The 23,709-nt window shown below is 34.0% G+C and carries 29 protein-coding genes; 10 read left to right on the top strand and 19 right to left on the bottom strand.

Annotation, left to right across the window (positions count from 1 at the left end; genetic code table 11):
• Position 1 precedes the first annotated feature (1 nt).
• A complete protein-coding gene (locus UMM65_RS08300) occupies positions 2 to 910 on the bottom strand; it encodes a 1-aminocyclopropane-1-carboxylate deaminase/D-cysteine desulfhydrase (protein ID WP_321976038.1) in 909 nt (302 codons plus the stop codon).
• Between the two features lie 67 nt (positions 911 to 977).
• Between UMM65_RS08300 and UMM65_RS08295 the strand changes: the two genes are divergently transcribed.
• The 5 genes from UMM65_RS08295 to UMM65_RS08275 all read left to right on the top strand — a co-directional run bounded on the left by UMM65_RS08295 (position 978) and on the right by UMM65_RS08275 (position 5,615).
• A complete protein-coding gene (locus UMM65_RS08295) occupies positions 978 to 1,145 on the top strand; it encodes a DUF5522 domain-containing protein (RefSeq protein ID WP_321976037.1) in 168 nt (55 codons plus the stop codon).
• Positions 1,142 to 3,214, top strand: a complete 2,073-nt coding sequence (locus tag UMM65_RS08290) for a urocanate hydratase (protein ID WP_321976036.1) — start codon at positions 1,142 to 1,144, stop codon at positions 3,212 to 3,214. Before UMM65_RS08295 ends, UMM65_RS08290 begins: the two co-directional genes overlap by 4 nt.
• 12 nt (positions 3,215 to 3,226) lie before the next feature.
• Positions 3,227 to 3,778, top strand: a complete 552-nt coding sequence (locus UMM65_RS08285) for a DUF4136 domain-containing protein (RefSeq protein ID WP_321976035.1) — start codon at positions 3,227 to 3,229, stop codon at positions 3,776 to 3,778.
• A gap of 271 nt (positions 3,779 to 4,049) precedes the next feature.
• The gene (locus tag UMM65_RS08280; protein ID WP_321976034.1) at positions 4,050 to 4,850 is read left to right on the top strand and encodes a hypothetical protein; all 801 of its coding nucleotides are present in this window, start codon (positions 4,050 to 4,052) and stop codon (positions 4,848 to 4,850) included.
• Positions 4,851 to 5,006: 156 nt separating this feature from the next.
• A complete protein-coding gene (locus UMM65_RS08275) occupies positions 5,007 to 5,615 on the top strand; it encodes a hypothetical protein (RefSeq protein ID WP_321976033.1) in 609 nt (202 codons plus the stop codon).
• A gap of 16 nt (positions 5,616 to 5,631) precedes the next feature.
• Here the strand turns inward: UMM65_RS08275 and UMM65_RS08270 are convergent, their stop codons facing one another.
• The 6 genes from UMM65_RS08270 to UMM65_RS08245 form a co-directional block, all read right to left on the bottom strand.
• Positions 5,632 to 6,714 carry an amidohydrolase family protein gene (locus UMM65_RS08270; RefSeq protein WP_321976032.1) on the bottom strand — a complete coding sequence of 361 codons (1,083 nt, stop codon included), beginning with the start codon at positions 6,712 to 6,714 and terminating at the stop codon, positions 5,632 to 5,634.
• A gap of 49 nt (positions 6,715 to 6,763) precedes the next feature.
• Positions 6,764 to 7,384 (bottom strand): MarR family winged helix-turn-helix transcriptional regulator, encoded by a 621-nt coding sequence (locus tag UMM65_RS08265; RefSeq protein ID WP_321976031.1) that lies wholly within the window; start codon positions 7,382 to 7,384, stop codon positions 6,764 to 6,766.
• An 85-nt stretch (positions 7,385 to 7,469) separates the two neighbouring features.
• Positions 7,470 to 7,733 carry a DUF2024 family protein gene (locus tag UMM65_RS08260; protein WP_321976030.1) on the bottom strand — a complete coding sequence of 88 codons (264 nt, stop codon included), beginning with the start codon at positions 7,731 to 7,733 and terminating at the stop codon, positions 7,470 to 7,472.
• A gap of 4 nt (positions 7,734 to 7,737) precedes the next feature.
• Positions 7,738 to 8,460 carry a hypothetical protein gene (locus tag UMM65_RS08255; RefSeq protein ID WP_321976029.1) on the bottom strand — a complete coding sequence of 241 codons (723 nt, stop codon included), beginning with the start codon at positions 8,458 to 8,460 and terminating at the stop codon, positions 7,738 to 7,740.
• A gap of 80 nt (positions 8,461 to 8,540) precedes the next feature.
• On the bottom strand, positions 8,541 to 8,774 hold the full coding sequence (locus UMM65_RS08250; RefSeq protein ID WP_321976028.1) for a thioredoxin family protein: 234 nt from the start codon (positions 8,772 to 8,774) through the stop codon (positions 8,541 to 8,543).
• Positions 8,775 to 8,878: 104 nt separating this feature from the next.
• Positions 8,879 to 9,388: a DUF3124 domain-containing protein gene (locus UMM65_RS08245; protein ID WP_321976027.1), complete on the bottom strand. Its 510-nt coding sequence runs from the start codon at positions 9,386 to 9,388 to the stop codon at positions 8,879 to 8,881.
• Between the two features lie 166 nt (positions 9,389 to 9,554).
• Between UMM65_RS08245 and mscL the strand changes: the two genes are divergently transcribed.
• On the top strand, positions 9,555 to 10,001 hold the full coding sequence (mscL, locus tag UMM65_RS08240; RefSeq protein WP_321976026.1) for a large conductance mechanosensitive channel protein MscL: 447 nt from the start codon (positions 9,555 to 9,557) through the stop codon (positions 9,999 to 10,001).
• A gap of 79 nt (positions 10,002 to 10,080) precedes the next feature.
• Here mscL and UMM65_RS08235 read toward each other — a convergent pair whose 3' ends face one another.
• From UMM65_RS08235 to UMM65_RS08220, 4 genes are all read right to left on the bottom strand, one after another.
• Positions 10,081 to 10,452, bottom strand: a complete 372-nt coding sequence (locus UMM65_RS08235; RefSeq protein ID WP_321976025.1) for a hypothetical protein — start codon at positions 10,450 to 10,452, stop codon at positions 10,081 to 10,083.
• A gap of 107 nt (positions 10,453 to 10,559) precedes the next feature.
• Positions 10,560 to 12,467 (bottom strand): acetate--CoA ligase, encoded by a 1,908-nt coding sequence (gene acs, locus UMM65_RS08230; protein ID WP_321976024.1) that lies wholly within the window; start codon positions 12,465 to 12,467, stop codon positions 10,560 to 10,562.
• A 15-nt stretch (positions 12,468 to 12,482) separates the two neighbouring features.
• Positions 12,483 to 14,228: a sodium:solute symporter family protein gene (locus tag UMM65_RS08225; RefSeq protein ID WP_321976023.1), complete on the bottom strand. Its 1,746-nt coding sequence runs from the start codon at positions 14,226 to 14,228 to the stop codon at positions 12,483 to 12,485.
• 21 nt (positions 14,229 to 14,249) lie between these two features.
• Entirely contained in the window at positions 14,250 to 14,504 is a 255-nt protein-coding gene (locus tag UMM65_RS08220) for a DUF4212 domain-containing protein (protein ID WP_321976157.1), read from the bottom strand.
• Between the two features lie 44 nt (positions 14,505 to 14,548).
• On the opposite strand from UMM65_RS08220, the gene UMM65_RS08215 reads away from it, so the two are divergent.
• The gene (locus UMM65_RS08215; RefSeq protein ID WP_321976022.1) at positions 14,549 to 15,364 is read left to right on the top strand and encodes a sulfite exporter TauE/SafE family protein; all 816 of its coding nucleotides are present in this window, start codon (positions 14,549 to 14,551) and stop codon (positions 15,362 to 15,364) included.
• Between the two features lie 329 nt (positions 15,365 to 15,693).
• Here the strand turns inward: UMM65_RS08215 and UMM65_RS08210 are convergent, their stop codons facing one another.
• Genes UMM65_RS08210 through UMM65_RS08195 form a run of 4 tightly spaced genes read right to left on the bottom strand, consistent with a single transcriptional unit; the run spans position 15,694 to position 19,223 of the window.
• A complete protein-coding gene (locus UMM65_RS08210; RefSeq protein ID WP_321976021.1) occupies positions 15,694 to 16,587 on the bottom strand; it encodes a Ppx/GppA phosphatase family protein in 894 nt (297 codons plus the stop codon).
• A 1-nt stretch (position 16,588) separates the two neighbouring features.
• The gene (locus UMM65_RS08205; RefSeq protein ID WP_321976020.1) at positions 16,589 to 17,077 is read right to left on the bottom strand and encodes a SixA phosphatase family protein; all 489 of its coding nucleotides are present in this window, start codon (positions 17,075 to 17,077) and stop codon (positions 16,589 to 16,591) included.
• 26 nt (positions 17,078 to 17,103) lie between these two features.
• Positions 17,104 to 17,751 carry a pyridoxamine 5'-phosphate oxidase gene (gene pdxH / locus UMM65_RS08200; protein WP_321976019.1) on the bottom strand — a complete coding sequence of 216 codons (648 nt, stop codon included), beginning with the start codon at positions 17,749 to 17,751 and terminating at the stop codon, positions 17,104 to 17,106.
• Positions 17,752 to 17,753: 2 nt separating this feature from the next.
• Positions 17,754 to 19,223, bottom strand: coding sequence for a sodium:solute symporter (locus tag UMM65_RS08195; RefSeq protein WP_321976018.1), 1,470 nt, complete (start codon positions 19,221 to 19,223; stop codon positions 17,754 to 17,756).
• A 202-nt stretch (positions 19,224 to 19,425) separates the two neighbouring features.
• Between UMM65_RS08195 and recR the strand changes: the two genes are divergently transcribed.
• The 3 genes from recR to UMM65_RS08180 all read left to right on the top strand — a co-directional run bounded on the left by recR (position 19,426) and on the right by UMM65_RS08180 (position 20,660).
• Entirely contained in the window at positions 19,426 to 20,046 is a 621-nt protein-coding gene (gene recR / locus UMM65_RS08190) for a recombination mediator RecR (RefSeq protein WP_321976017.1), read from the top strand.
• A gap of 251 nt (positions 20,047 to 20,297) precedes the next feature.
• Positions 20,298 to 20,489 carry a hypothetical protein gene (locus UMM65_RS08185; protein WP_321976016.1) on the top strand — a complete coding sequence of 64 codons (192 nt, stop codon included), beginning with the start codon at positions 20,298 to 20,300 and terminating at the stop codon, positions 20,487 to 20,489.
• Positions 20,490 to 20,492: 3 nt separating this feature from the next.
• Positions 20,493 to 20,660 (top strand): hypothetical protein, encoded by a 168-nt coding sequence (locus UMM65_RS08180; RefSeq protein WP_321976015.1) that lies wholly within the window; start codon positions 20,493 to 20,495, stop codon positions 20,658 to 20,660.
• A gap of 32 nt (positions 20,661 to 20,692) precedes the next feature.
• On the opposite strand, the gene UMM65_RS08175 is transcribed toward UMM65_RS08180, so the two are convergent.
• Genes UMM65_RS08175 through hemH form a run of 4 tightly spaced genes read right to left on the bottom strand, consistent with a single transcriptional unit; the run spans position 20,693 to position 23,607 of the window.
• On the bottom strand, positions 20,693 to 21,496 hold the full coding sequence (locus tag UMM65_RS08175) for a 3-keto-disaccharide hydrolase (RefSeq protein ID WP_321976014.1): 804 nt from the start codon (positions 21,494 to 21,496) through the stop codon (positions 20,693 to 20,695).
• A gap of 60 nt (positions 21,497 to 21,556) precedes the next feature.
• Complete coding sequence (locus UMM65_RS08170) at positions 21,557 to 22,108, bottom strand: CopD family protein (protein WP_321976013.1); 552 nt, start codon at positions 22,106 to 22,108, stop codon at positions 21,557 to 21,559.
• A gap of 29 nt (positions 22,109 to 22,137) precedes the next feature.
• On the bottom strand, positions 22,138 to 22,515 hold the full coding sequence (locus UMM65_RS08165; RefSeq protein ID WP_321976012.1) for a four helix bundle protein: 378 nt from the start codon (positions 22,513 to 22,515) through the stop codon (positions 22,138 to 22,140).
• Positions 22,516 to 22,575: 60 nt separating this feature from the next.
• A complete protein-coding gene (gene hemH / locus UMM65_RS08160) occupies positions 22,576 to 23,607 on the bottom strand; it encodes a ferrochelatase (RefSeq protein WP_321976011.1) in 1,032 nt (343 codons plus the stop codon).
• Positions 23,608 to 23,709 lie beyond the last annotated feature (102 nt).

Raw genomic sequence — 23,709 nt, 5'->3', positions numbered from 1 at the left:
TTTAAATTATTTGAAGATGACTTTTTTGTTTTAATATGTTGTTTATACCTTTAATTCCCTGTAAACCGCCAGTATGGATGGCTAGCATTTTACTTCCTTTTTTAAATTGTTGTTTTTGAACCAAATCAATAATTCCAAAAAGCATTTTTCCAGTATAAATAGGATCTAGGGGGATACCGGTTTTTTCCTTAAATTTATTTATTAACGTAACTAGTTCGTTATTTATTTTACCATAACCGCCAAAATGATAGTCTGTTTTTAGCTCCCAATTTTTCTTTTTTGTCCATCTGGCAATTTCATCATTTAAAAAATCACCTTTTAATGACGAAAACCCAATTATCTTTTGATGAGGTTCAGCACTATTTATAATACCAGCAATTGTACCACCAGTACCTACTGATGTGCAAATATAATCAAAGCGTTGGTCTTGTTTTGTTAAAATTTCTTCACATCCTTTTATCGCTAAACTATTTGTGCCACCTTCGGGAATTAAATAAAAATTACCAAATTCTTTTTTTAGACCATCTATAAAATCAGTCTTTTCCTTATTGCGATACAAATTTCTTGTAATAAATTTGAATTGCATGCCGCATTTTTCAGCGAAGGACAATGTCGGGTTTTCTTTAAATTTATTGATCAATTCTTCACCTCTAACAATGCCTATAGTTTTGAACCCAAATTTTTCTCCTGCGGAGGCAGTTGCAGCAATATGATTGGAGTACGCACCACCAAAAGTGAGTAAAGTGTCTAAACCTTGCTCCTTAGCTGCTAATAAATTGTACTTGAGTTTTCTATACTTATTTCCTGAAATATAGGGATGGATTTCATCTTCTCGTTTTATAACCAGTTCAACATTGTTCAACAAGGGAAATTGAACGGGTTGATTTCTACTATTTAGATTAAAATCCATATTGTGGCGAAAATAGTGATTTTATTTAATGATATTTATGGTAAATTTACATGATAAAAGATATTGAATGTTTGAAAAGCCACAGGAACTAGAACCTGATGATTTTTACCTTACCGAAGAAGGTTATAAAGTATTTACGGAAAAGTACCATTTAAAAAGAGGGTATTGTTGTAAAAGCGGTTGCCGACACTGCCCCTATGGTTATGATAAAAAGACGAATTCTATTAAGAAATGACTTTTAAAGAGCAAATTCTTCAAGGTATTCCAAACCAATTGCCAAATCAAAAACCTTATGATTCGGAAATAAATCATGCCCCAAAAAGAAAAGATATTTTAACGGATGAAGAAAAAAAATTGGCTCTAAAAAATGCCCTACGTTATTTTGATTCCAAATTCCATGCAGTATTATTACCTGAATTTAAGAATGAATTAGACACTTATGGTCGGATTTACATGTACAGGTTTCGACCAGAATATAAAATGTATGCCAGACCTTTTGAAGAATACCCAGGAAAATCATTACAAGCCAAAGCTATAATGCACATGATTCAAAATAATTTGGATTATGCCGTAGCACAACACCCTCATGAGTTGATAACCTATGGTGGCAACGGTGCTGTTTTTCAAAATTGGGCTCAATATTTATTGACAATGCAGTATTTGGCTGAAATGACTGATGAACAAACTTTGGCTCTGTATTCTGGTCATCCGATGGGATTATTCCCATCTCATAAAAACGCACCAAGAGTTGTGGTTACTAATGGTATGATGATTCCTAATTACTCAAAACAAGACGATTGGGAAAAATTTAATGCCTTGGGCGTAACCCAATACGGACAAATGACCGCAGGCAGTTTTATGTATATTGGTCCACAAGGCATCGTTCATGGAACAACAATTACCATTTTAAACGCCATTAGAAAAATTCGGCAGAGTGATTCCCCCTTTCCTTCGGAGAGGGGGTTAGGGAGTGAGGCCTATTTGTTTGTTACTTCCGGTCTTGGTGGAATGAGCGGAGCACAACCTAAAGCAGGAAACATTGCAGGGTGTATTACCGTATGTGCTGAAGTTAATTTAAAGGCCGTTGAAACAAGACATTCGCAAGGTTGGGTAGATGAGGTTATTGATGATTTGGATGATTTGGTAGAACGCGTTCAAAAAGCAAAAAGGAATAAAGAAGTGGTTTCCATAGCCTATCACGGAAATGTTGTTGAGGTGTGGGAAAAATTTGACAAAGACAATGTATATATAGACTTAGGTTCTGACCAAACCTCATTGCACAATCCTTGGGCAGGTGGGTATTATCCCGTAGGTATTTCATTTGAGGATGCCAATAAGATGATGGCTAATCAGCCGGAGTTATTTAAAGATAAAGTACAAGAGAGTTTACGACGCCAAACAGATGCAATTAACAAGCACACGGCAAAAGGCACTTATTTTTTCGATTATGGTAACGCTTTTTTATTGGAGGCATCTAGAGCTGGAGCTAAAATTTATAAAGACGACAAAGGTGATTTTGTTGATAAAAACGCTCCTTCCTTGAGGGAAGGAGTTGGAGGATGGGCTTATAAAAGTTATGTACAAGACATTATGGGACCCATGTGTTTCGATTACGGTTTTGGTCCTTTTCGTTGGGTTTGTGTATCGGCTAAACCAGAAGATTTGGACAAAACGGATGCCATTGCTTGTCAGGTGTTGGAAGAAATAATGCAAAAAGCTCCCCAGGAAATTAAGCAGCAAATGGCTGACAATATTAAATGGATAAAAGGGGCACAACTAAATAAATTGGTGGTAGGCTCACAAGCCAGAATATTATATGCAGATGCCGAAGGCCGTATTAAAATTGCGAAAGCTTTTAATGATGCCATTGCCAATGATGAAATAGGACCAGTTGTTTTGGGGCGAGACCATCACGATGTCTCGGGAACGGATTCTCCCTTCAGGGAAACCTCAAATATTTATGATGGATCGCAGTTCACAGCAGATATGGCCATACAAAATGTAATAGGTGATGGTTTTAGAGGTGCAACTTGGATTTCCATTCACAACGGAGGTGGAGTAGGTTGGGGAGAGGTTATTAACGGTGGTTTCGGCATGGTTCTTGATGGTAGTAAAGAAGCCGAACAACGTTTACGGTCAATGCTATTTTGGGATGTTAACAATGGTATTGGAAGACGAAGTTGGGCAAGGAACAAAGAAGCCATATTTGCTATTAAACGAGCAATGGAAGCAGAACCCAATTTAAAAGTTACACTTCCAAATATGGTAGATAAAAATTTATTAGATAGTTTTGATAAAAATTAAAATAAGAAAAAAATGAAATACGTAAAATTACTTTCAGTTGTTGTGGTACTTTTTTTAGTGTCCTCTTGTGCTTCGGTTAGGGTCTCTTCTGATTACGATAAGGAGAAAGATTTTAACCAATACAAAACTTTTGCTTTTTATAAGAAGGGAATTGATAAAGTGGATATTTCCGATTTGGACAAACGTAGAATATTACGTGCCGTAGAGGCTGATTTATTGGCTAAAGGCTTTACTAAATCTGAAAATCCTGATTTGTTGGTAAATATCTTTACCAAATCAAGAGAAAAGATTAATGTTTATAACAATAATTATATGGGTTGGTATCCTTGGTACTACGGCGGATTTGGTCCTTACGGTTTTGGAATGGGAGCCTATAACAACGTTACCCGATCTACAGAAGGAACATTGTTTATAGATTTGATAGATGCCAATAAAAAAGAGTTGGCATGGCAAGGAATGGGTACTGGTGCATTAGCTTCGTCCAATGACATTTCTAAAAAAGAAGCACGTATTAAAGAATTTGTAACAGAAATAATGGCGAAATATCCGCCAATGGCAGAATAGCAATTTTTCTGTTTTTAATTGGAAAAACCCAAATTGAGTTTTGCTTAATTTGGGTTTTTCTTTTGGGAGAAATTGACATAGCCGTTTTTTACTTGTTCGCCTATGGAGTAACGGTTAATAAACGATTAACGAGTACAGCGTTTTCTATAAAGTCCAATAAGTAATGCGGATGCAGCTTAATTTTAAAAAAATAATTACCTTTATTGCCATAAGATATATAAACGCAATAGAACTGCGTTTATACAATTGTTGTGGTTAATTTGAAAAAAAAATGATATCTGAATTTAGAAAATCTATAAATGCAATTTTATTCGAGAGAGTAACAAGTCCACTCTTTGGAACTTTTTTTGCCACTTGGATGATCTGGAATTGGAAAATAATTTATCTAACATTATTTATTAGTGAATCAGAAATTGACCAAAATAAACTGGAATATATCACAAATAATTTATGGGAATTTAAACTTCTTGTAACCTATCCAATTGTTTCTACAATTATCTTAATAACAATAATTCCTTTTATCTCAAATGGTGCCTTCTGGGTAAGTTTAAATTTTAAAAATTGGAGAAGTAATCAAAAACTGAAAATTGAAAAAAAGCAATTAATATCATTGGAGCAAGCTATTAGTTTGAGGAGAGAATTAAGAGAAAAAGAGATTGATTTTGAAAAAATTTTAGAAAATAAGACTAAAGAAATTACCACTCTTCAAAGTATGATTAAGGAAATGGAAAAAACTATTTCTGAAAAAGATAAAGAATTGGAAAGTATTACCAAACCAGTCAGAGTTAAATCTAATAATAGTGGTTCAGGTTCATATTCCAATAGTGATTTTATAAAATTTAAAAATAATAAAAAGGCTTTTAAATATTTTGAAAATATAGCAAAGAGCTTAAGAAAAAAGTTTAAGTTTCCAGAAAACTTACCTGAAGAAATTAAAGAGTATTATCTAATAAATGGAATTGCCGAAGATGATGAATATGATGATTTTGAAAACGAACAGCTTTATAAATTAAGCTGGAAAGGAGAACATATGTTTAGAGATTATTTTAACGAAAATTTCGATAAAAACTAACCACAACAATGGCTATAAGTAATTGCTTGTTCTCGCCTACTTTGGAAATTCCGCAGGAATTTCCAACTTGGTGTGTACTTGCAAAATTAAGTGCTAAACCACGCAACTACTCATAGCCGAGACCGTTAGTTTGCAATAATCGAGATATTAAATAAAATGAAAAAATTATTTTTAATTGTGCTTTTCGTTAGTACTACTATTTACTCGCAGAATGTACACGAATCTGATAGTTATGAGAATGATAATTTTACGGTAAAAATAAGACAGGTAAAAGGCGACTTAAACAAAGACGGTTTAAAAGATAGCGTTGAGGTAAATATGGATACCATAAGCAAAACCAGACCGTTGAGATTGCAAATATTCTTTGCCCAATCCAGTGGAAAGCCTGAATTAGTAGTTTCATCAACTAAAATTATAGAGGCTCAATATCCAATTCGCTTAGAAGGTAAGCACAGCGGAAATACAATCCCCGATTTCTATATAGAAAAAGGAAATTTAATTATGGAAAGTTACATAAATGACAAATCCAGACATACTTTTAAATTTAGAAACGGCAACTTTGAACTAATTCATTTTTCCAAGATTAATTGGGATGGTAAAGAAACTACTACGCAAACAAAATTTAATCTTTTAACTGGTAACTATATTGAAGAATATCAAATGTTGGGTTCAGATGAAATTTTCGAAAAAAATAAAAAGATAATTACGATTAAGCCATTGCCTAAAATTCAAGATTTTATTCCGTTTCAAACGGAAATTTATTAAAGAAGCAACATTTTTTCTACTCCTCGAACAAACTCTTATCCAACCCAGGTACAATCCGCAGGGCATTTTTGTAATATACTTTTTTTAATACATCATCGGGTAAATCCAGTCCGTACATAGGCCAAAAGGCATGGTATTTTTTATGGTAAGGAAAGTATTCATCAGCAGATTCCAACACTCTAAAATAAGTTGGAAATTCTTCAGGTTTCCAACTGTCTTTTCCAAATAAAATTCTGTCCTGATATTTTATAAAAAACGCCTTTGCGAAACGAGGTTGCCTTCCCAACTCGGCAATAATGGCACCGATACCCACATTCATATTGGGCATTTCGTCTAATAATTCTCCTAATTTTCCTAAATCATTTGCAAACCAGCCCATGTGTGCATTAATAAAAGTGGTTTTTGGATGCCTTTTAAACATGTTGTGTTGTTCGGCAATTATTTGTTCCCATGGCACGGGGTCATTGGCTTCACGTTTTCTACGGGGATGTGTTTTAAGTTCTAACCAACGTTCGTTATCTCCATCAAATTTATCCCAAAACGATTTAGGATCAGCAGCATGGATTAAAACTGGGATACCCAATTCGCCACAAACATCCCAAACTGGGTCTAGCCTGGCATCATCAATAGCAATTCTATTACCGTCGGTATCTTTATTTCGTAAACCTAAACTTTTATAAATTTTTAAACCTTTAGCTCCGTTCTTGACATCTTCTCTAAGTTGATTAACCGTTTTTTCAGCCCAATCTTTCTTTCCAACGCCATCAAAATTTACATTGGCAAAAACCACAAAACGATTAGGAAAATTATTAGCAATATTTTCAACAGACATTTGCAAATCTTTGCCTGAACGCCCGCTCAAATTCACCATGATGCCCATATTTAGCGTATCCATTGCAGCAACGACTGGTGTTAAGTCTTGCTCGGGCATTCTGTATTGATGTCCATGTACATCTATAAACTTAAATTTTGCTTTGTTGATGATTTTACCCGGTACAACCAATGTTGATTTAGGATTATATTCTTCAAAAGTTAGGTCTTGGGCTTGACTTGTTAAAGTGATCAGAAATAGTAATAAAGTTGATTTTAAAAAACTCATATGTTATTTTAAATTTATTTTCGAATATAGATATAATTTATGAATTGTATCAAGTATTACTCCCAACTAATCTTTCGTCAAATTCAGGACAATCAATTCTGATTTCTTTATTGGCAAGCGGTTTTTCTAAAAAATTGCAGAAATGTTGTTTGTCTTTCTTTTCGTAAAAAATACAGGCATAGCAAGTTCGTTGTACATTTAAAATACCAACTTTGTTTAAATTATAAATCAATTTGTTAAGTGAATTATAAAGTATTTCTAGATCGGCATTTTTAATTTTGTCAACTTCGTTTTTGATGGGGTTGGCAAAGCTGTTTGTTTTTTTTACAATTTTTTTGCCATGAACGGATAGAGAAATACTATAACTTCTACTATCAGTACTGGAGGGTACTTTTTTTATAAAACCTTTCTTTTCCAACACTTTTATGGCATCACTAACCGTTGGTTTAGTTACGTTAAACTCTTTAGCTAAGTGACTTACATTACACAATTCCTGTTTATGGTAAGCAATAAATATGAGAATTTGTATTTGTATAGGGCTTAATCCCAATACTTTAGCTTGCTCCCAAAGTAAAGCCTTAAATGCCTCAGAAATGCGTTCTAAACCCACCACAATTTTGTTACTAAGGTTTTCTTGCTGGGTTTTGGTATTGAAAATGCTTTTGTCCATATACAATTAATTGCTTATCTGGAAAAGTATAATCTGCACTTTTCCAGATAGGCAAAGTTAGTAATCCTTATTAAATAAATAATGTCTAATCGCAGTTTTGCATTTCTATAATATAATAACCCTGTTTAGAAATGACATCAACAACATTTGTTGGAGCATTTTCTAAATGACAAAACTTACATTCATTTGCGGTTAGTTTACCAGTTTTAAAAGGTTTACTTTTTAAATAAGAAATGCCATATCCGAAAATGATATTTTCATCATTCAACGAAGATGGTACTAAAATGTCAAAGTGCATGCGTTTGCCATTTTCTCTATTCACATAGGTGTCCCAGACTGATACTTCCATAGTTTTATTTTACTTTGTAAGGTAATGATAAATCGCCACTAGCGACGCTATAAACTTTATAAACACCGAGCATGGGTAATTCAGTATTGGAAGTATTTACTTTCATAAATGCTGCAACACCATCATAACTAAAATCTGTTTTATTGTTGATACGATAATCTGGAACAATTACCTTTATAGTATTGTTGATTGTCTTTACGGGATAACCAGGAGAATCCATGTACATTGGCATGTCAGGATTGGTAGGTGGTAAAACTACTGTTTTATCGTCTTTTTTAAATTGTTTTACGGCTAAACCACCTTCAACACGCTTGTCTTCAACTAGAATTACCCAATGCGGATGCCATATTACACCATCATTGTCAAATATATTATCTGTGTTTTCATCCCATAAAGGAGTATCGTCAAAATCAGGATGTGAAGTTAAAGCGAGAGCAACTATACCTTCCGTTTCTCCAAAACCAACATCTGTTGATTTTAAGGAAGTTGGAAACACATAACCCAAAACGGGAGCTCCATCCATTTGTCCCGCAGGGGTAGGTGTTGTTTTTCCCGCCAAGCCTTTTACATTAATTTCCCAAATGGTTAAACCCAAATCTTCTTGATGGATTACCGTTACTCCTTGAATGGAGAAGTTGTCATTATTATATTCGGTTTTTTGTGCAAAAGAAGATAATGTGATTCCAAAAAGAAATGTAAATACGAGTATTGCTGTTGTTTTTTTCATGTGTTTATTTTTATAGTTTTAAATTGAAAAAAAGTTAGGATTCGTTAAAATTAGGAATCCTAACTTTGTAGATTAAAAAATTATCCCTTAACATCGGCCATAGAGGCTCCAAAATTAATGTGCAATACGTTTCCGTTTGGCGTAACCAAAGCCGGTACTGATTTTACGCCAGCATTTTCGGCATTGGAAATTTTAGATCTGTCTTCGCCTAAATGTACAATGTCAATGTTAGATGCACCTACTAAATCGATAATGTCATGCTCTGCACTTACGCATACAGGACAACCTGCGTGATAAAAAGTTGATTTACTCATAATAATAGTTTTAAGGTTAAAGCAAAATGCTGATACAAATATAGTAAGGAATCCTAACTAAAAAAATTATTTTGATATTTTTTTTTGGAAATTAGTTTATAAATTTACTCAATACGTTTTCCTTGTGTGGTAAAAGAAAGTCCTTGTTGGCTCATTGTGGAACTCATAATTCCCTCAAAAAGAGGTTCGGGAGAGGATTTTGGAATATTCCAATCAAAAATAAAATTAGAGCCAGTACCACCTTCAATGTCTGCTTCGTCAATAATTATTTCAACGGTTTCCAATGGTGCTAGATAAATAGGTTGTTTAACATAGGTTCTTACCAAATGTCCTTTGGTGTGGTAGTAGTCTGCCTTTATAATGTAGATAGTGTCACTAAAACTAGTATTTCTTAAACTGACCATAGCGGTCAAATTATGGGTTTTATGCTCGGTAAAACTATATATTTGAGAATAGATAGAAAGATAGGTCCTTCCAAATGAAAGAGAATCTTTTGGGTTAATATTTGCTGTTCTCTTTTTCCAATCTACCTTTTCAATTTCGCTTGTTTTTTCTTTTTTAGCACAAGTAATAACCACCATTATTATAAGAAATAGGTACACTAATTTTTTCATTCTTGAATTAGGTTAAATGAACAATTTAAACAAAGGTAAATAAATATATTGTACTATTCTGAATACCATTTTTAAAACAAACAGAAAACCCAGAAACGGTTTTAAACTCTTTCTGGGTTAAAAAATATAAATATCTTTGACATCAAAAAACAACAAACATAATAAAATGGGTTTACTAAAAGAATTTAAAGAATTTGCGGTCAAGGGCAATATGATGGATATGGCCATTGGTGTTATTATAGGGGTATCATTCAATAAAATAATTGATGTTTTAGTTAAAAAAGTGCTTATGCCTCCATTATCTTACTTGACGAATGGTATTAATTTTCAAGATAAGGTTCTAGTTTTAAAAGAAGCTGAAAAGAATAGTGCGGGAGAAGTTATAAATGAACAAATTGCTTTGGGTTATGGAGCACTTTTTGAAGCTTTCCTTGATTTTATGATAATCGGTTTTACCGTTTTTATTGTTGTAAAATTTATGAACAGACTTCGTAACAAAGCACAAGACACAAAGGATAAAACGGTTGTAACTCCTAAAGATATTGAGTTGTTAAATGACTTGACAGAACTGATGAAAGAACAAAATGAGTTGTTGAAAAGAAAAATAGATTAAAAAATAGTTCGTTTAAAACAAACAAAAGAAACCCCGAAATCTTGGGGTTTATAATAACAATTATAATTTAATGATTAAATTAAAGTTTAATAAGGTTTTTGTCTAGGTTGATGTCTTGCAACATATCTTCGGTAAATTTATAATGACCTCTGTAGGCAATAATCTTAAAGCGATTATCTTTCATGCGGGTCAATACTTCTAAAAAACGCCATTTAGATTTTAATTTCTTGGGTTCGGCTGATTTTAAACTTACTTCAAAATAATGTTTTCTTCCCGCTTTTTCACCAACAATGTCTGGTGTTACTTTAAAATCTGTACCTTTTTGGTGATAAGATTTCGGTGTTTCATAACCTTCAATGTCGGCTTTAATGTTCTCAAAGCCTAAATTCTCGACATAGTTGACTGATTCTTTTAATAATTCTTGATTTTCTGTTTTGTCTATTGCTATCATAACTCGCAATATACGATTTTTTGAGGAGAAAACCAAATAAAATATTTTAAAAAGCTTGTTGAAGAGTTTGAAAATCAGTATTTTAATAAAAAAATACCGATGGTAAATTACAAAACATTGTCCTTAATTTCCTGAACTACTTCAGGGTTCAATAGGGTAGAAGTGTCTCCTAAATTACTCATATCCCTACTTGCTATTTTCCTTAAAATTCTACGCATAATTTTACCTGAACGTGTTTTAGGCAAACCACTGGTAAATTGAATTTTGTCCAATTTTGCGATAGGGCCAATATGTTCGGTAATAATTTGATTGATTTCTTTTTTTAAGTTTTCATGATTTCGGCTTTCTCCGGTTTCTTTTAAAATCACATATCCGTATAGGGCATTTCCTTTAACATCGTGAGGAAAACCTACAATGGCTGATTCGGCCACTGCGGGATGTTCATTAACGGCATCTTCAATTGGTGCTGTACCTAAATTATGACCAGAAACGATAATGACATCATCTACACGACCGGTAATTCTATAATAGCCAACTTCATCACGTAAAGCTCCATCACCTGTAAAATATTTGTCCTTAAAGGCCGTAAAATAAGTTTCTTTATAGCGTTGATGATTTCCCCAAATTGTTCTCGCCATGGATGGCCAAGGAAATTTAATACACAGTCGTCCATCTACTTGATTGCCCTTTATTTCATCTCCGCTTTCATCCATCAATGCAGGCTGAATTCCCGGGAATGGCAAAGTAGCATATGTTGGTTTTGTTGGCGTTACATAAGGTAAAGGTGTTATCATAATGCCACCAGTTTCTGTTTGCCACCATGTGTCAACAATAGGGCTTTTCTTTTTGCCGATAATATCGTTATACCAGTGCCAAGCTTCTTCGTTAATAGGTTCACCAACCGAACCTAACACTTTTAGAGATGAGAGATCATGCTTTTCGGCAAAATCTATATGTTGTTTTGCCAAAGCTCTGATGGCTGTTGGTGCTGTATAAAATTGATTTATTCTATGTTTTTCAACGACTTCCCAAAATCGTCCAAAATCAGGATAACTGGGTACCCCTTCAAACATTACGGTAGTGGCTCCATTGGCTAGCGGTCCGTAAACAATGTAACTATGGCCAGTTATCCAGCCAATATCTGCGGTACACCAATACACATCATTTTCTTTATACTGAAATACATTTTTAAATGTGTAAGCGGTGTAAACCATATAACCGGCTGTAGTGTGCACCATCCCTTTTGGCATTCCCGTTGAGCCCGAGGTGTAAAGAATAAATAATGGGTCTTCAGCATCCATAATTTCAGCAGCACATTCGGTCGAAGCGTCGTCCAATAAAGGTTGCAACCATTTATCACGCCCTTCTTTCATTTTAATTTCAGAGTTAATTCTATTTACTACTAGAACATCTTTAACCGAAGGGCAATCCTCTAATGCCACATCTACAATTCCTTTTAAATCTATAGTTTTTGCACCTCTGTAAGAACCATCAGAAGTAAGTACCATTTTACAATCACTGTCATTAATTCTAGTAGAAAGTGCATTTGAAGAAAATCCTGCAAATACAACTGAATGTACCGCACCAATCCTTGCACAAGCCAAAAGTGAAATGGCCAGTTCTGGTATCATGGGCAAATAAATACACACTCTGTCCCCTTTTTTAATACCATGGTCTTTTAACACATTGGCAAGTTGATTTACACGTTCGTATAATCGTTTATAAGTTATATGCTGAGCTTCTTCCTCTGGATTGTTGGGTTCAAAAAGTATAGCGGTTTTATCTCCTTTTGTAGCCAAATGCCGATCAATACAGTTTTCGGTAATGTTGAGTTTTGCACCCTCGAACCATTTTATTTCAGGTTTAGAAAAATCCCAACTCAAGACATCATCCCATTTTTTACGCCACATAAAATGCTCTTCGGCTATTTCAGCCCAAAAATTTTCAGGGTCTCTGACCGATTTTCTATAAACTTGATAATATTCTTCTAAATGTTTAATGTGATAATTACTCATGGATAAATATATTTTTTAATGATCTGAAGCTTCTCCGGCCCCTGATGGAATTCTGATATTTTCTACAATTTCTTGAACTTCTGTTGGAGGAGCAGGAGTAAATTTAGAAATTATAATTGATACTGTAAAATTTATTAGCATTGCCACGGTACCAAAGCCTTCGGGCGATATACCAAACCACCAATCTTTTTCCGTTCCGCCACCAAACCAGTCGAATTTGAATTTTAGCATATAAAATAGCATGGATAAAATACCTACAACCATACCAGCAATAGCACCTTCTTTGTTCATACGTTTATTAAAAATACCGAGGATTATGGCTGGGAAAAACGAGGCTGCTGCCAAACCAAATGCCAGAGCGACTGTTGCGGCGACAAAATCAGGGGGATTGATTCCAAAATAGCCTGCAATAATTACGGCAACTACTGCTGATAGACGAGCCGCTATGAGTTCTCCCTTATCCGAAATATTAGGTTTAATCTGCTTTTTGATTAAATCGTGCGAAACGGATGTGGAAATTACCAATAACAATCCCGCTGCTGTTGATAGGGCAGCTGCCAATCCACCAGCGGCAACCAGTGCAATTACCCAATTGGGCAAGTTGGCAATTTCTGGGTTTGCCAATACCGTAATGTCGGGATCAACATTTAATTCATTTTTGGTTTTTAGATTAGGTTTGGTAAAATCAGGTTTCCCATTCTCTTTTTTTAAAAAAGCATCTCCATTTAAGTATTGAACTTTTCCATCGTTATTTTTATCGACCCAATGAATTAGTTCTGTTTTTTCCCAATTATTAAACCATTCCGGAAGTTTCTTATACTCTTTTTCACTAACAGTTTCAATCAAATTGGTTCTGGCAAATACAGCTATTGCTGGGGCGGTTGTATATAAAATAGCTATGAATAATAAGGCATAACCTGCGGATTTTCTGGCATCTTTTACTTTAGGTACAGTAAAGAAACGAACGATTACATGTGGCAAGCCTGCAGTGCCCACCATAAGTGCTGCCGTTATAAAAAAGACATCGATTATTGATTTTTTTCCGTCGGTGTATGCGGCAAAGCCCAGTTCGGTTGAAAGCCCATCCAATTTGTCCAATAAATAAGTGCTTTCACCTATTACTTTTCCGCCCATTCCAATTTGAGGAATAGGATTTCCTGTCATTTGAATGGAAATAAAAATTGCGGGTACCATAAAGGCAAATATCAGTACGCAATATTGAGCTACTTGTGTGTAGGTTATACCTTTCATACCTCCTAAAACGGCATAAAATAACACGATAATCACCCCGATAATGACCCCTGTATTGATGTCAACTTCTAAAAATCTGGAAAAGACCAATCCCACACCCCGCATTTGCCCCGCTACATAGGTAAAGGAAACTATTAATGCACAAAAAACGGCAACAGTTCGGGCAACGTTAGAATAGTATCGGTCGCCAATAAAATCAGGCACGGTAAATTTACCGAACTTTCTGAGATAAGGTGCTAAAAGTAGGGCTAGTAAAACATAACCGCCTGTCCACCCCATTAAATATACCGAACCATCATAACCATTAAATGAGATAAGGCCTGCCATACCCAAAAACGATGCGGCCGACATCCAATCGGCGGCGGTTGCTAATCCATTAGCCAATGGTGAAACCCCACCGCCAGCAACATAAAAATCTTTGGTTGAACCTGCTCTTGCCCAAATAGCAATAGCAATATAAAGTCCGAATGTGGTAATTACAATAATTAAAGTCCAAGTTTGTACGGTCATAAGTTTGGTTGATCTTAAAAATTAATCGTTGTAGCCATATTTTTTATCCAATCTATTCATCAATCTAACATACACAAATATTAGAATTACAAAAACATAAATGGAACCTTGTTGAGCAAACCAGAATCCTAGTTTAAATCCACCTAATCTTATAGTATTCAATTGGTCAACTAGTAAAATTCCGAAAACGTAAGAGACTAAAAACCATATAGATAATAGTATAGCCAGGTATTTTAAGTTTTCTTTCCAGTATTTTTTGTGATTTTCTAAAGCCATAATCGGTAAAATATGTAGCAATATAAATATATAATCTTTATTTTGTGACATTATTTAGACGTATGGTTGAATTTTCTGAACTTTCGACAGTATTTTTTCAGTATTGGGAGATTATTTTACTCTTTTTTATGGTGGCGATACTCTATGCCTCGATAGGTTTTGGTGGAGGTTCGAGTTATTTAGCCATTTTAGCTTTAACAGGGTTAAGTTTTATTCAATTTAGAGCCATTGCTTTGCTATGTAATATTGTAGTGGTAACTGGTGGGACGTTAATTTATATAAAAAATGGATATTTTAACTGGAAAAAGATTGTTCCGCTCACATTAATGAGTGTTCCATTGGCTTTTTTGGGTGGATATTTAAAAATTAGTCAGACCTTCTTTTTTATTTTATTGGGACTAACTTTAGTTGTGGCAGCTGTTTTGATGTGGATTTCCAACTATTTGGTGAAAAGCTCTGGTAATATAAAGCCAATATCTGTTGCAAAAAATAGTGTTTTAGGTGGTTTCATCGGTTTTATTTCAGGAATGGTTGGTATTGGAGGAGGTGTTTTTTTATCACCATTATTACATTTAACACATTGGGATACGCCTAAGAAAATTGCAGCCACTTCTAGTTTTTTTATTTTGGTAAATTCAATTGCAGGATTATTTGGCCAGTATCTAACCCATTTCGACAACACGGATTTTAATTTTGATACTAATTTGGCTTTACTTTTAATGATTACAGTGTTGATTGGTGGGCAAATAGGCTCACGTTTAAGTACTTCAAAACTTTCCCCATTTGTTATAAAAAGAATGACAGCAATTTTGATAGCGATTGTAGGATTGAGAATTTTGTGGAAGAGCCTTGTTGATTAACGATTAACGATTTGACAGGATTATTCTGTGCGTGGACACCCCTAAAGTCCCCTCAAGGGGACAATCATAAGCGATTAAATCTTGTTTTAAATTTAATATACGTTAGTCATTTTCTTCTTTCCTCGGTGTATCTCTGCGAAATAGCTTCCACAGAAGATTCACCAATATTTTAAGTTTTAAATCTACCATAAAACACCCCTATGCTCTCCTCACCGCGTGTCGCTAAAGCTTTAGCGGAGGCACAAGGGGACAATCGTAAGCGATTAAATTTTGTTTTTAAATTCAAAATTCAAAACTCGTTAATCGTTGTTCGTTAATCAATTTTCCTATCAAATCTTACCTAAATGTAATGCTTTAACAATACCATCTGCCAATCCAATTTGTGGGACAAAGATATTTGTTGCTCCGCTCCATTTCATGGCATTGATGTATATTTTACTGGCGGGAATAATTACATCTGCACGATCGGGATTCAGACCGAGTTCCGTAATTCTTTGCTCATAGGTCATTTGTTTTAAAAATTTATAATGAGCTTTCATATATACATAAGAAAGTGGCTTACCTTCGGGTCTCATAGACATTTTAAATATTTTATTAATGTTTCCACCAGATCCGATAAGTGAAATTTTGGATAAGCCAATGGTACTTTCTTTAATCCAGCTTTTCATTTGTTTGTTGGTAGCTTTATGAGTTTCCTTGTCAATTACTCGTACCGTACCTATTTTAAATGATTTTGAACCCACAATTTTACCTTTGCTAAAAAGAGTCAGTTCGGTACTGCCACCGCCAACATCCACATATAAATAGGATTTTTTACCAAGAATTAGCTGGTTTAATTCTGTTGAAGAAATAATAGCTGCCTCAGTTTCGCCATCAATTATGTCAATTTGCACCCCAGTTGCTTTAAAAATGTTTTCAACAACTTCTTGACCATTTTTTGCTTCACGCATAGCGGAAGTGGCACAAGCCTTAAATTTTTCCACACCATGAACATCCATCAATAGTTTAAAGGCTTTCATGGTATTTATCATTCGTTTTTGACTATTTTCAGAAATAATACCAACGGTAAATGAATCGGCACCCAATCTGACCGGGACACGTACTAACGAAGATTTTCTGAACTGGGTAGTTGAATTTTCTTTTTCAATTACGTTAGCGACTAACAATCTGACAGCGTTAGAACCAATATCTATGGCTGCATATTTTTTTATTTCCAAACCCATTTTATTTGTAATGTTTAGGGAATTCTTGCAAAAAAGTATTTCCTTTTTTCATATTTTTCCAATGTTTTATATCGAATCTTATTCCGATAACGCCACAGGTAGGTACGTGGCTGATAGGAGCATCTCCAAATTTGTTTACAAAAGTATTGATACCGTGGTCATGGCTAAATACAATAGCAGATTTGAAACCGTCGTCCAAAGCTTTGACCGTTTTTATTAAATATCCATCACTAAAACTGTATAAAGATTTACTGATTTTTAAGTTTGATAACGGATAGTTGAATGTATAACTAAATATCATTGCAGTATGCAATGCCCTAGCGGCACAACTTGATAAAAATACACTTGGGCATTTTATTTTTTTAAGCAAAATTTCAGATATTAAATAGGCGTCGTTTATACCTCTTTCTTTTAAGGGCCTGTCAATGTCCTGAACAGAAGGATATGTCCAAGACGATTTTGCGTGACGTACTATGTATAGTGTTTTCATTTTCTTTTTTGAAACTATTAATTATTTTATGGTGCCAATCGTTCTTTTTTCCAGTTAAAATCGTTGTCCAAGATATATCTAATTCTATCGTGCATGCGGTTGGGCCGGCCTTGCCAAAATTCTATACTAACTGGTTTTACAAGAAAACCACCCCAATAATCGGGACGTGGAATTTCCTTGTCTTTAAATTTTTCTTCGTATTTTTTTAACTTTTTGTCCAGTTCAGTTCTCGAAGATACCACTTCACTTTGATTGGATGCCCAAGCTCCCAATTTGCTTCCTTCTGGACGCGATTCAAAATACCCGTCCGATAAGTTTTCAGCTAGTTTTTCTGCTTTTCCCTTGATGATGATCTGTCGTTCCAACGCTGGCCAAAAAAAGGACAAACACATATTAGGATTGTTTAAAATGGCCTTCCCTTTTTCAGAATTGTAATTGGTGTAAAATATAAAACCTTCCCAAGTGAATTTTTTCAGAAGGACTATACGGTTTTTAGGAAACCCGTCCAAACCCATGGTAGCAATATTCATTGCGTTGGCTTCGTGCACACTGTCGTCATTATCTGCAACATAAAACCAGTCCCTGAATAATTCAATAGGGTTTTCTGGTGTGTTTTCTTCCAGTAAATCATCCTTTTGATAGGTTTTCCTATAGTTACTAAGGTCTTTTTCCATCATTATGCAATTGCCTTTTCTTTTTTCCTAATTAGCCATAATCCTATAAAAGTTATCAATCCATTTAACGGTAAAATCTCCCAATGGAACTGATATTTTCCAATGATGCTTTCGGGCAGGTAAGTGATTCCAAAACTTATCGTTATTGCCAATAACCCCACTATCCAAGCATATTTATCTATAATTTGATGTTTTGTAAATATTCCGAACACAAACAGCCCTAATAATGGCCCATAAGTAAAGGTAGCAAATTTAAAGAGGTTGCTGACCACATTTCCGGGAAGATAATTAAAAATAATTACGACTACGATCAGCAATAGCGAAACACCGATATGTACTTTTTTACGCAGAGGCATTTGTTTTTCTGCCTGTCTCTTTTCTATACCTAAAAAATCTACTGAAACCGAAGTAGTTAATGAAGTCAACGCACTATCTGCACTAGAATATGCAGCCGCAATGAGACCTATAATAAATACAACGGAGAGTGGTGTACCCAAGTCTTGGTTCATGGCAATTTCAGGAAACAATAAATCGGTTCTGGTTCTACCATCTACAACGGGAATATCAATTCCCAATTTCTCTGCATAAATAAATAGTAACGCACCTAATGACAAAAAGAAAAAGTTGACAATAACCAGTAATATGGACATGGAAATCATATTCTTTTGGGCATCACTATTGTTTTTGCAGGTAAGATTTTTTTGCATCATATCCTGATCTAAACCTGTCATAGCTATGGTTATAAAAATACCACCAATAAAATATTTCCAAAAGTAAGTAGTGCTATTAGGGTCGTCAAAAAAGAAAATTTTACCTTTTTCTGCAAAGGCATCAGTTTTTAAGAATTCCAAATAGGTCCAATCCATCTTATCGTTAATAAGGTAGATAGCCAATCCCACGGCAGTTAACATTGTTAACGTTTGCAACGTATCGGTCCAAACAATGGTTTTAATACCTCCCTTAAAAGTATAAACCCAAATAAGTACAATTGAAATAACCACAGTCAGCCAAAAAGGCACACCCATTTGCTCAAAAACTATGTATTGCATGGCTAGAGCAACTAAAAACAATCTAAATGATGCTCCGGTAACTCTTGATAACAAGAAGAAAAACGCACCAGTTTTATAACTTACTTTGCCAAAACGCTGTTCTAAATATTGATAAATTGAAGTAACATTCATTTTATAATAAATAGGTAATAATATAAATGCAATAAGTAAGTAACCGACTAAGAATCCGAAAACACCTTGCATATAGGCAAATTGCTCTCCACCAACCATACCTGGAACAGATATAAAAGTTACACCAGATAATGAAGCCCCAATCATTCCAAACGCTACAACATACCAAGGCGATTTATTGTTTGCTTTAAAAAAGGTTTCGTTGGTAGCCGATTTTCCGGTAAGGAAAGAAATTAATATCAATACGCCAAAGTATCCAGCGATTAATAAAAGGATGTGAAAAGGTTGCATAAATTAGTTTAAGTCGGTTCTATTATAGGTTACGAATATAAGGATTTTTTAGTTTCACGTTTTGAGTTTTTCTTCTCCCAAAATTTTCTAAAATGAAAATTTCGACCTCTCCAAAGGAGAGGTGGTCGGAATTTCTAATAACACTTTTGTGAAAATTTCGAATCTTGAATTTTAAATCTTAAATTTTCATAAATTAGCCACCATGAATTTTTCTTCAAAACTATTGGAAAACGCGGTAAACGAGGTTTCTCAATTACCAGGAATTGGCAAACGAACCGCCTTACGTTTGGTATTACATTTGTTAAAACAACCTAATGAAAGGACTACTTATTTAACCGAAGCTCTGCAAAGTTTAAAACAGAACGTTAAGTTGTGCAAAAGCTGTCATAATATTTCGGATGTTGAAATTTGTGAGATTTGTGCAAATAAAAACAGAAATCAAGAGTTGATTTGCGTAGTTGAGGATATTAGAGATGTAATGGCTATTGAAAGTACTGCCCAATTTAGAGGGATGTACCATGTGTTGGGCGGAAAAATATCACCAATTGAAGGAGTTGGCCCTCAAAATTTAACCATAGAAAGTTTAGTTGCCAAAGTTAGAGAGGGTGAAATAAAAGAAATAATTTTTGCATTAAGCCCCACTATGGAAGGTGATACCACCAATTTTTATATCTACAAACAATTGGAAGATTTAGATATTAATGTTTCTACCATAGCTAGGGGAATTTCCGTGGGCAATGAGTTGGAATATGCTGATGAAATCACTTTGGGCAGAAGTATTTTAAATAGGATTCCGTTTGAAGGCAGTTTGAAGCAGGGGTAGAAATAAAAACAAAATTTCAAACTCTAAATTCCAAGTGTCAACACTTATAGACACAAGATGTTGTACGAATTGATAATATATGGTAACTCGTGAAAATTAATTAGTTTTTTATATTTTAGTTAAAATTTAAATAATACAATTTTGGTAAATAAAGTCTCAAGAACAATAATATCTTTAGTAATATTTATTTTAGTGGTTGGCGAAATAGCTTATATGGTGGGCAGAACCACTGGTAATTGTTAATTTATACTATGATGAATTTAGAAATACACCATAAAGGTCAAAGTGATTACTTAGATAAAGTTAAAAATCAAGTTGATAAAAAAATAGAAACAATTAAAAATAGTAAATTGCTAAAAGCAACAACTAAAAAAATAAGAATCAAGGCGATTAAACGTGCGTTTATAAGAGAAAAGAAGGAGTCGCATTATAATAATTATTAAAAAATGAAAAATATAATTAGTGGATTAATTTCTATACTCGTCATTGTTTCAGCGATTCTCGGTATTATGCATATTGATTTTATGGGTAGAGGAATAATCTTATATGGCGGATTGTTGTATTTTCTAATAGAATTTATTATTAAAGCTTTAGCAAAAAGGAAAGAGGTGTAACATTTATCTCGTTCATATTATGTGATGAAACGCTACAAAAACTCCTTTATTTTTATTTCTCTAAACTCTACTCCTTGTCCTTCCGCTTGTAGCCCAATATAACCTTCAGTTAAGCGTTTACCATCAATTTTAATTGCAGGGTCAAAGCCTTCAGCAGTGCCACCACCAATTTGAGGCTTGGTATACTTTAATACCTCTTTACCATTTACTTTATGAATCACTAATGAGTCGCCGTACACTATTAATTCTCCTTTAACCCATTCGTTCCATTGATATGTTTTAGAGGTGGAATTTACACAATGTCTTGGATCCATTTCATCATTAACAAAAACTTCAGTGCCAGGGGAACACATATTGCCAGTGGGTCTGCTTACTCCTTCTTTTTCTTCGGCTAAGGTTTGATACTCCACAGAAATAGGCCAATTCTGCTCTTTTAAAATGGTTTTAGGATCTTGCGAATGAAACATTACACCACTATTTCTATAGGTGTAAGATGGAGCATCTTTCATCCATTGGTCTGTAAAACGATATTCGAACTTTAAATGGTACGATGAGAACGATTTATTAAAAAAGAGATGTCCATAACGATCATTAAATTCGGTATAGTCATCATAGTTCACCTGAATAACACCATTTTTTACTCGAAATGTATTGGCATAATTATCTCCTAATTCGTGATGATAAAATTTAGGAACCCAACCTTCTAAATCTTTACCATTAAATAGTGATTGCCATTGTGGTTCTGTTTTAACTTCTCCAGTTTTGGCATTTTTATTTCCACACGAAATAAATATTAAAACGATTATAATAATTATCAGACTTTTTAATTTACTCATACCATTATTATTTTAAATGATTTTATCAAACTGTTGAGTTATTTTTTTGAATCTCGTTTCTTATTTATTATCCCAACTTCTCTTATCTCGAATTCTTTTGTACAATTTAATTCCCAACATCAATAGAACGGAAACACCGATTATTCCTAAAGTTCCAAAAATCCAACCTAAAGAATTCTTTAGCACCACTAAAAATACAATAGCAAAAAGTAGAATAGTGGCAACTTCGTTCCAGATTCGTAATTTAAAAGCGGAATATTTTAAATACCCTTTTTCAATTTGATTGACCATGTGTTGACAAGAAAAATGATATAGGTACAATAATAGAACAAAGCCTAATTTAATCCACATCCATTTGGTAGATAACCAAATTGGTTGTGTGTACAATAACCAAGTTGCAAAAATAAAAGTAAGTATTGCAGATGGCCAGGTTATAATATACCAAAGCCTTTTAATCATCAATTGATACTGCTTTTGTAGAATGTTTTTTTCTAGCTCAGGTTTGTTTTCCGCTTCCTTAAAGTAAATAAACAACCTTATAATGTAAAAAAGTCCTGCAAACCAAGTGGTTACGAATATGATGTGTAAAGATTTTAGGTAGAGGTAGTTCACTTCTAGAAAGTTTGATTAACGAACAACGATTAACGATTAACGATTTTTGAATTGTTATTTTTTGAAGTTTTTATACTTGAAACAAAAATTGAAATTAACTGATTATTTTCATCTAGTGCTTTTTCTAAATTCTCTAGGTTGCCATTATAAAGTTTTGCCCGATTTATAATTTTCAAAGAATTAAAACTTTCTCGGAGTTCTTTTAAACAGATACCCATTTTGTGCACAAAATCTTTCGGGGATTCTGCACTTCTTGCTTCGCCATAATTTAACGCCGATGCCCCAGAAGACCTAATTAATTGATTTCCATAATAATTACTCGCATAACTAATTTTAAGATTCTCACAAATTTCAATAACTAGTACAGCAAAATCAATTAATCTCTCCTCTAAATCACTAGTTTTCATAATGCTTATTCTTAAATCATTAAATTCGTTAATCAAAAATCGTTAATCGTTGCTCTTCAATCAAAGCGTAACCGGCTCCCCAACCCATTCATTAACCCAATTTACCATAACATCTACCCAATTATCATTATCATTAAGACATGGGATGTGTTTATAGTTTTCTCCACCAGCAGTTTTAAACTGATGCTCACCTTCCATGGCAATTTCTTCTAAGGTCTCTAAACAATCAGCTACAAAAGCGGGCGTAATAACGGCTAAATTTTTAATACCTTCTTTACCCAAACGCTCCAATTCAAAATCGGTGTAAGGTTTTAACCACGGGTCTTTTAACAATCTCGATTGAAAGGAATCGCTATATGTCCCTTCTTGTAACCCCAATGTTTTTACAATTCCTTTTGTGGTCTCAAAACATTGATGCCTATAACACGTTCTGTGTGCTTTTGAAGGACTATTACAACAAGACTCGTCAATTTTACAATGCGAATTGGTGGTGTCAGATTTGTAAATATGCCTTTCAGGAATGCCATGATAGGAAAATAGAATATAGTCGTGTTTAAAATCAACTAAATGTTGTTTTAAATTGTCACTCATCACTTTGATATAATCTGGATGATTGTAAAAAGGGGGCATCACATCCATTTTTATGGTCGGATATTTTTTCCGATTAATTTCTTTAGCTTTTTCAACCACAGTTTCAAAAGAAGACATGGCATAATGTGGATATAACGGAACCAGCAAAATTTCTTCAACACCTTTCTTCTCAAGTTTTGCAATTCCTTTTTCAATGCTCATAGAACCATATCGCATCCCTAAAGCAACGGGAATATTAAGTTTGTCGGCCACTTTTTTCGTAAATCGCTCGGAAATTACTACTAAAGGAGAGCCTTCTTTCCACCAGATTTTTTTATAGGCTTTAGCAGATTTTTTTGGACGTGTATTTAAAATAATACCTTTTATCAGTAAATATCTTTTCCAGCGTGGTATGTCAATCACACGTTCGTCCATTAAAAATTCATCTAAGTACTTTCTAACATCCTTTACTTTGGTGCTATCTGGAGAACCAAGATTAACAAGTAATACTCCTTTGTTCATATGCTACAAATTGGTCAGCAAAAATACAATTATTAGTTAAATTTTTATCTTAAAAATATAAATCAAAAAGATTTTACAAAAATTAACGTTTACTAATTGATA

The organism is Aureibaculum koreense (genome assembly GCF_034296135.1).
GTDB lineage: Bacteria > Bacteroidota > Bacteroidia > Flavobacteriales > Flavobacteriaceae > Aureibaculum.
The sequence above is the reverse complement of the archived record's forward strand: the minus strand, read 5'-3'. Positions and strand labels throughout refer to the sequence as shown.

Coding starts and splice junctions, on each gene's coding strand:
- UMM65_RS08260 (WP_321976030.1), bottom strand. CDS start 7,733: ATGGAAGTATCAGTCTGGGACACCTATGTGAATAGAGAAAATGGCAAA.
- UMM65_RS08295 (WP_321976037.1), top strand. CDS start 978: ATGTTTGAAAAGCCACAGGAACTAGAACCTGATGATTTTTACCTTACC.
- UMM65_RS08175 (WP_321976014.1), bottom strand. CDS start 21,496: ATGAGTAAATTAAAAAGTCTGATAATTATTATAATCGTTTTAATATTT.
- UMM65_RS08185 (WP_321976016.1), top strand. CDS start 20,298: ATGATGAATTTAGAAATACACCATAAAGGTCAAAGTGATTACTTAGAT.
- mscL (WP_321976026.1), top strand. CDS start 9,555: ATGGGTTTACTAAAAGAATTTAAAGAATTTGCGGTCAAGGGCAATATG.
- UMM65_RS08280 (WP_321976034.1), top strand. CDS start 4,050: ATGATATCTGAATTTAGAAAATCTATAAATGCAATTTTATTCGAGAGA.
- UMM65_RS08245 (WP_321976027.1), bottom strand. CDS start 9,388: ATGAAAAAATTAGTGTACCTATTTCTTATAATAATGGTGGTTATTACT.
- UMM65_RS08180 (WP_321976015.1), top strand. CDS start 20,493: ATGAAAAATATAATTAGTGGATTAATTTCTATACTCGTCATTGTTTCA.
- UMM65_RS08205 (WP_321976020.1), bottom strand. CDS start 17,077: ATGAAAACACTATACATAGTACGTCACGCAAAATCGTCTTGGACATAT.
- UMM65_RS08210 (WP_321976021.1), bottom strand. CDS start 16,587: ATGGGTTTGGAAATAAAAAAATATGCAGCCATAGATATTGGTTCTAAC.
- UMM65_RS08235 (WP_321976025.1), bottom strand. CDS start 10,452: ATGATAGCAATAGACAAAACAGAAAATCAAGAATTATTAAAAGAATCA.
- acs (WP_321976024.1), bottom strand. CDS start 12,467: ATGAGTAATTATCACATTAAACATTTAGAAGAATATTATCAAGTTTAT.
- UMM65_RS08290 (WP_321976036.1), top strand. CDS start 1,142: ATGACTTTTAAAGAGCAAATTCTTCAAGGTATTCCAAACCAATTGCCA.
- UMM65_RS08220 (WP_321976157.1), bottom strand. CDS start 14,504: ATGGCTTTAGAAAATCACAAAAAATACTGGAAAGAAAACTTAAAATAC.
- UMM65_RS08165 (WP_321976012.1), bottom strand. CDS start 22,515: ATGAAAACTAGTGATTTAGAGGAGAGATTAATTGATTTTGCTGTACTA.
- UMM65_RS08250 (WP_321976028.1), bottom strand. CDS start 8,774: ATGAGTAAATCAACTTTTTATCACGCAGGTTGTCCTGTATGCGTAAGT.
- pdxH (WP_321976019.1), bottom strand. CDS start 17,751: ATGGAAAAAGACCTTAGTAACTATAGGAAAACCTATCAAAAGGATGAT.
- UMM65_RS08300 (WP_321976038.1), bottom strand. CDS start 910: ATGGATTTTAATCTAAATAGTAGAAATCAACCCGTTCAATTTCCCTTG.
- UMM65_RS08275 (WP_321976033.1), top strand. CDS start 5,007: ATGAAAAAATTATTTTTAATTGTGCTTTTCGTTAGTACTACTATTTAC.
- UMM65_RS08225 (WP_321976023.1), bottom strand. CDS start 14,228: ATGACCGTACAAACTTGGACTTTAATTATTGTAATTACCACATTCGGA.
- UMM65_RS08285 (WP_321976035.1), top strand. CDS start 3,227: ATGAAATACGTAAAATTACTTTCAGTTGTTGTGGTACTTTTTTTAGTG.
- recR (WP_321976017.1), top strand. CDS start 19,426: ATGAATTTTTCTTCAAAACTATTGGAAAACGCGGTAAACGAGGTTTCT.
- hemH (WP_321976011.1), bottom strand. CDS start 23,607: ATGAACAAAGGAGTATTACTTGTTAATCTTGGTTCTCCAGATAGCACC.
- UMM65_RS08255 (WP_321976029.1), bottom strand. CDS start 8,460: ATGAAAAAAACAACAGCAATACTCGTATTTACATTTCTTTTTGGAATC.
- UMM65_RS08265 (WP_321976031.1), bottom strand. CDS start 7,384: ATGGACAAAAGCATTTTCAATACCAAAACCCAGCAAGAAAACCTTAGT.
- UMM65_RS08270 (WP_321976032.1), bottom strand. CDS start 6,714: ATGAGTTTTTTAAAATCAACTTTATTACTATTTCTGATCACTTTAACA.
- UMM65_RS08195 (WP_321976018.1), bottom strand. CDS start 19,223: ATGCAACCTTTTCACATCCTTTTATTAATCGCTGGATACTTTGGCGTA.